The organism is Brevundimonas sp., assembly GCF_031082345.1.
Taxonomy (GTDB): Bacteria; Pseudomonadota; Alphaproteobacteria; order Caulobacterales; family Caulobacteraceae; genus Brevundimonas.
In genome coordinates this window covers 1-5994 of sequence record NZ_JAVHLH010000180.1, presented here as the reverse complement: position 1 = coordinate 5994, position 5994 = coordinate 1, and the positions used below count along the sequence as shown (strand labels likewise).

Annotated in this window: 4 protein-coding genes and 1 tRNA gene; 1 reads left to right on the top strand and 4 read right to left on the bottom strand. The window is 68.5% G+C overall.

What is annotated here, in order from left to right:
- The first annotated feature begins 168 nt into the window (after positions 1–168).
- Positions 169–260 (top strand) — tRNA-Ser (locus tag RDU12_RS11450).
- A gap of 73 nt (positions 261–333) precedes the next feature.
- Here the strand turns inward: RDU12_RS11450 and RDU12_RS11445 are convergent.
- The 4 genes from RDU12_RS11445 to RDU12_RS11430 all read right to left on the bottom strand — a co-directional run bounded on the left by RDU12_RS11445 (position 334) and on the right by RDU12_RS11430 (position 5927).
- Positions 334–1098 (bottom strand): DUF2189 domain-containing protein, encoded by a 765-nt coding sequence (locus tag RDU12_RS11445; protein WP_300290449.1) that lies wholly within the window; start codon positions 1096–1098, stop codon positions 334–336.
- Positions 1099–1223: 125 nt separating this feature from the next.
- Positions 1224–2354 (bottom strand): osmoprotectant NAGGN system M42 family peptidase, encoded by a 1131-nt coding sequence (locus tag RDU12_RS11440; protein ID WP_300290447.1) that lies wholly within the window; start codon positions 2352–2354, stop codon positions 1224–1226.
- Positions 2355–2377: 23 nt separating this feature from the next.
- Positions 2378–4162, bottom strand: coding sequence for an N-acetylglutaminylglutamine synthetase (gene ngg / locus RDU12_RS11435; protein WP_300290445.1), 1785 nt, complete (start codon positions 4160–4162; stop codon positions 2378–2380).
- Positions 4152–5927, bottom strand: a complete 1776-nt coding sequence (locus tag RDU12_RS11430; protein WP_300290443.1) for an N-acetylglutaminylglutamine amidotransferase — start codon at positions 5925–5927, stop codon at positions 4152–4154. Before RDU12_RS11430 ends, ngg begins: the two co-directional genes overlap by 11 nt.
- Between the last annotated feature and the right edge of the window lie 67 nt (positions 5928–5994).

Genomic DNA, 5994 nt, shown 5'->3' with positions numbered 1-5994 from the left:
GAACGAAAGTCGGCTGGCGGCGTCGGTCAATCTGGACTCGCACGGGCAGGGTTGGCCGCCAGCTTGCACAGGGCCTCTCACTGTCGCGTTAACGGTGGTCTGCCTCAGCCGCCTTTTGTCGGGACCCGTTGCGCCCGCCCGCGCGCTCCGCTATCCACGCCGCCTGCCGGAGACGTGGCCGAGTGGCTGAAGGCAACGGTTTGCTAAATCGTCGTACCCTGTAAGGGGTACCGAGGGTTCGAATCCCTCCGTCTCCGCCAGAACCTTCCCCTTGGAAATCAAGAGACTGGCCCAAAGCCGGCCCCGCCGCCGAATGCCAGCGCCGACGGGCCGTCAGTGATCGTCGGTCAGACTGCGGTAGGCGCGCCAGCTGGCGAGGCCCAGCCACGGGAAAACCACGACAAGGGCGAGAAAACCGGTCGCCGCCGAAAGCAGCAGCAGCAGGGTGATGATCACCGCCCAGAGCAGCAGGGGAAAGAAGTTGGCGTTGACGGCGCGGACGCTGGTCGCCACCGCCGCGAACACATTGGACTCCGGTTTGAGCAGCATCGGCGCGGACACGACCACCAGGGCGTAGGTCACGAAGGCGATGACGCCGCCGATCACCGATCCCGTCAGGAGCATGGCGCGCCCCTCGCTCGTTCCGACGGCGAAGGCGACCAGGGAATCCACGTCGCGGTGAATCTGGTAGGTCGACAGGCCGTAGACGATCTGCGCCACACGGCTCCACAGGAAGTAGAGCAGCACCAGAAGCAGGCTGAGGTAGGCGACATCCTGCCGGAAGGCCGAGCGGACGAAGAAGACCTGACCAAGGGTGGGCCGTTCTCCCCGGTCGATCCGGCGGCCCGCCTCATAGGGGCCCATGGCGAGGATCGGGGCGATGATGACGAACCCGATCGTCAGGGTCAGGACCCAGAAGGTCCCGTTGGTGACGTAGACGCCGTAGCAGAGCGCGAAACTGGCGACCGCGACGACCAGGCCGTACAGCAGAAGCGGTCCCGGCGCCTTCAGCAGATCCCGCCAGCCGTCGGCCAGCCAGCCGAACGGGGTTGCAAGGGTGATCGTCCGGATGGCCGGAAGGCCGAGCGTCGTGTCCATATGCCCCCCCGGGCCGCTGCCGCGCCTGATTGCCCCGGATGGTGTCGCCGATCGGCCCCGCTGGCAAGCAGGCGTGCGAGGGTGTGCGTCCGGGATGGACGCCCGGCCCGGGCCTGGGTCCGTCCTCACTGGGGCGGGTCGCCGCCATCCACCGGCTGGTGCGTGAAGCCCTTGATCCCGCTCAGGGGCCGCAGGTCCCGTTCGATCTCGACCTCGCTCTCGGCATAGGCGATCAGCAGCCGGGCGAGGTCGACGAGGGCGCTCTGGTGGATGCGCTCATAGCCGTGGCTGGCGTCGATGCCGAAGGTCACCAGCGCCGTGCGGATGTCGGCCCCGGCCTCCAGCGCCGAGGCGGAGTCCGAGCGGTAGTAGCGGAACACGTCCTTCTGGTGCGGGATGTCGTGATCGCGGGCCAGCTGAACCAGCTTGCGCGACAGGTGCCAGTCGAACGGCCCGGTCTGGTCGGCCATGGCGATGGTGACGCCGAACTCCGACGAGTTCTGACCGGGCGCGGTGGCGCCGTTGTCGACGGTGACCATCGAGGCGACGTCGGGGACCAGCACGGACGAGGCGCCGTGGCCGACCTCCTCGGCGATGGTGAACAGCCACCAAATGTCGACCGTCGGCGTCCGCTCCTCCCGGATCATGCACTCCAGTGCGGCGAGCATGGTCGCCACCCCGGCCTTGTCGTCCAGGTGGCGCGAGACGATGAACCCGGAGTCCATGAACTCCGGCTGCGGATCGATGGCGATGATGTCGCCGATCTCGACGCCGAGCTCGCGCGTGTCCGCGGCGCTGTGGACCACCGCATCGATGCGCAGTTCGATTTGGCGCCAGCTGACCGGCTGCGTGTCCACCTCCTCGTTGAAGGTGTGGCCCGACGCCTTCAGGGGCAGGATGGTGCCCCGGTACATCCCGCCTTCAGAGAAGATCGTGGCCCGCGCCCCCTCGGCGAAACGCGACGACCAGTGGCCGATGGGCACGAGCTCCAGCCGGCCGTTGTCCTTCACGAATTTCACCTGCGCGCCCAGGGTGTCGACGTGGGCGACCATGGCGCGCGCCGGCTTCGGCTGCCGGCCCGGCAGTCGCGCGCGGATCGCCCCCCGGCGGGTCAGCTCATAGGTCAGGCCAAGGCGTTCCAGCTCCCGGCACAGCAGCCAGACGGCCTCATCGGTATAGCCGGTCGGGCTGGGCGTGTGCAGCAGTTCGGCGAGACGCGCCTTCAGATAGTCGAGGTCGATCGCGGGACGGGACAAGGTCGCTCCTTCGGACTTGGAACTCATGAAACGCCCGGCGCGTCCGGACGGCCCGCGATGCGCGCCGCCGCCGGCGCCGACAGCGGGAACAGCAGGTCGATGAAACGCTCGGCCGTCGGCTGCGGTTCGTGATTGGCCAGGCCGGGGCGTTCGTTGGCCTCGATGAAGGCGTAGTCCGGCTCTCGCGGCGAGGTCACCATCAGATCGATCCCCGTGACCGGAATGTCGATGGCGCGGGCCGCGGCGATGGCGGCGCGGATCAGGGCCGGGTGCACCTCCTCCGTCACATCGTGGATGGTGCCGCCCAGGTGCAGGTTGGCGGCCTTGCGCACCAGCACCTCCTCGCCCTCGGGCGCGACGTCGTCCAGGTCGTAGCCGGCCTCGGCCAGGGCCCGCTCGGTCTCCGCGTCGAGGGGAATCCGGGACTCCCCGCCGGTGGCGGCCTCGCGGCGACGGCTCTGGTGTTCGATCAGGGCGCGCAGGGTCGAGCGGCCGTCGCCGAACACGCGGGGAGGGCGCCTCAGGGCGCAGGCGACCACCTTGTAGTCGATGACCACCAGCCTCAGGTCCTCCCCCTGCACCTGCTCCTCGACCAGCACCTCGGAACAGATCTGCCGGGCGCGGGCCAGGGCCGCCTCGACCTCGTCGACGCTGGTCAGGCCCACGGCGACGCCCTGTCCCTGTTCCCCGCGCGCCGGCTTGACGACGAGGGACCCGTATCGCTTCAGCGCCGCCTCGATGGCGGCCGGGTCGTCGGCGGGGATCCGCTGCGGCACGCGCACCCCGGCGGCCTCGACGATCCGCCGGGTCATCCGCTTGTCGTCGCAGATGCTCAGCGCCACCGCGCTGGTCAGTTCCGACAGGCTCTCGCGGCAGCGCACCGACCGTCCGCCCCAGCTCAGCCGGAACAGCCCGCCCTCGGCGTCGATGATGTCGGTGTGGATGCCGCGCCGCCGCGCCTCATCGACGATGATCCGGGCATAGGGGTTCAGGTCGAGGTCGTCGGTCGGGCCGACGAACAGCACCTCGTTGATCGGATTCTTGCGCTTCACCCCGAAGAAATGCACCCGCCGGAAGCCCAGCTTTTCGTACAGGGCGATGGCCTGGCGGTTGTCGTGCATGACCGACAGATCCATGTAGGCCAGCCCCTGGGTGGCGAAATGCTCGGCCAGGCGGCGCACCAGGGCCTCGCCGATCCCCGGCTGGGTCGCCTGCGGATCGACCGCCAGGCACCACAGCGACGAGCCGCATTCCGGGTCGTCGAAGGCGCGGGCGTGATTGACCCCGGTCACCGTGCCGATCACCGCCCCGGTCGCGCTGTCCTCGGCCACCAGATAGGTCAGGGTCCGGTCGTCCCGGTGCGACCATAGGAAGTCCGCCGGCGCCTGCACCATCCGGCGCTTGGCGTAGATCTCGTTGACCGCCTCGGCGTCGGCCTCCGAGGTCAGCCGGCGCACGGTGAAGCCGCGCGGCTGTCGCCGGCTGGCGCGATAGGTCGACAGGTCCAGCCGGTAGGTGTGCGACGGATCGAGGAACACCTCCTGCGGGGCCGAGGCCAGCAGCACATGCGGATTGCGCACATAGAAGGCGATGTCGCGCCGGTCCGGCCCCTCGGCGCGCAGGGTCTCGACCAGCGGCTCCGCGGTCTCGAAGGTCTGGGCGAACAGCAGCCGGCCCCAGCCGCAATCCAGCACGGCGTTGGGCCGGGGCGCGTGCTCTCCCGTCTGCACGAGAGGCTTCAGCCCCTCGTGGCGCAGGCGCTTCAAGCGGTGCGCGGTGGCGCGGGCGGGACGGATGTCAGAGGCCATGCTGCTGCATCCACATCTCGAGGATGGCGACCTGCCACAGCTCCGATCCTTGCAGGGGCGTGATGTGCGCCGTCGGATCGGCGAACAGGGTGTCGAGATAGCCCCTGTCGAACAGGCCGCGATCGCGCGCCGCCTGATTGGTCAGCGCCTCGCGCACCATCTCCAGATACGGCCCCTCGATGTATTTCAGCGCCGGCACCGGGAAATAGCCCTTCTTGCGGTCGATGACCTCCGACGGGACGACCAGCCGCGCCGCCTCCTTCAGCACCCCCTTTCCGCCCTGACTCAGCTTGTGTTCGGGTGGAATGCGGCCCGCCAGCTCGACCAGTTCGTGGTCGAGGAAGGGCACCCGCGCCTCCAGACCCCAGGCCATGGTCATGTTGTCGACCCGCTTGACCGGGTCGTCGACCAGCATCACCTGGCTGTCCAGCCGCAGCGCCTTGTCGACCGGCGTCTCGGCGCCGGGCCGGGCGAAATGAGCCTCCACCAGAGCCCGGCTGACGTCGGTGTCGGCCATATAGGCGCCGTTCAGCTGGGTCTTCAGCGTCTCGTGGCTGCGATCGAAGAAGGCCTTCGCATAGGTGTCGACCGGATCGGCCGCGCCGACCATCGGCGGGTACCAGTGATAGCCGGCGAAGACCTCGTCGGCGCCCTGGCCCGACTGCACCACCTTGATGTGTTTCGAGACCTCCTGGCTCAGCAGGTAGAAGCCGACGTTGTCGTAGGAGACCATCGGCTCCGACATCGCCCCGATGGTTCCGGGCAGGGCCTCCATCAGCCGCTGGTGCGGCACGAAGATCTGATGGTGCTTGGTGCCGTAGTGTTTGGCGATCAGGTCCGAATAGACGAACTCGTCGCCCTTCTCGCCATTGGCCGCCTCGAAGCCGACCGAGAAGGTCATCAGATCCGTCTGGCCCAGTTCGGCCAGCAGGCCGACGACCAGGCTGGAATCGACCCCGCCCGACAGCAGCACCCCGACCGGCACGTCGGCCACCATCCGGCGCTTCACGGCGACGCGCAGGCTGTCCAGCACCCGGTCGCGCCAGTCCTCGGCGGTCAGCGACGCGTCCTCGGCATGTCGCGTCATATCGGGCTGCCAGTAGACCCGCTCGCGCGACGTCCCGTCCGGCTCGATCACCCGGATCGTCGCCGGCGGAAATTTCTTCACGCCTTTCAGGATCGTATGCGGCGGAGGTACGACGGCGTGGAAGGTCATGTAGTGGTGCAGACCGACCGGATCGATCGCCGTATCGACCTCGCCCGCCGCCAGCAGCGCGGGCAGGCTCGAGGCGAAGCGCAGCCGCTTGCCCTGTTCGGCCAGGTACAGCGGCTTGATGCCGAACCGGTCGCGGGCGATGACCACCCGGCCCGAGTCCCGCTCGTGCAGGACGAAGGCGAACATGCCCTTGAACCGGTCGACGCAGGCCTCGCCCCAGGCCTTCCACGCCTTGATGATCACCTCGGTGTCGCCGTGCGAGAAGAAGCGGTGCCCCAGCCCCTCAAGCTCCGCACGCAGTTCCGGGTAGTTGTAGATGCAGCCGTTGAAGGCCAGCGTCACGCCGAGGTCGGAATCGACCATCGGCTGCTGGGCCTTTTCCGACAGGTCGATGATCTTCAGCCGGCGATGCCCCATGCCCACCGGGCCGCGCATCACGATTCCGGACCCGTCCGGTCCCCTTGGCGAGAGCGCATCCGTCATGCGTTGAACGGCGCCGGCGTCGGCCGGCCGTCCGTCGAAATTGATCTCGCCGCTCAGACCGCACATGGGCCCCTCCTTGAATTGTGGAAGCAGCGTGTAGATATGGTTAGTGCACTAATGAGTTCAACCCGAT

Coding starts and splice junctions, on each gene's coding strand:
- RDU12_RS11445 (WP_300290449.1), bottom strand. CDS start 1,098: ATGGACACGACGCTCGGCCTTCCGGCCATCCGGACGATCACCCTTGCA.
- ngg (WP_300290445.1), bottom strand. CDS start 4,162: ATGGCCTCTGACATCCGTCCCGCCCGCGCCACCGCGCACCGCTTGAAG.
- RDU12_RS11430 (WP_300290443.1), bottom strand. CDS start 5,927: ATGTGCGGTCTGAGCGGCGAGATCAATTTCGACGGACGGCCGGCCGAC.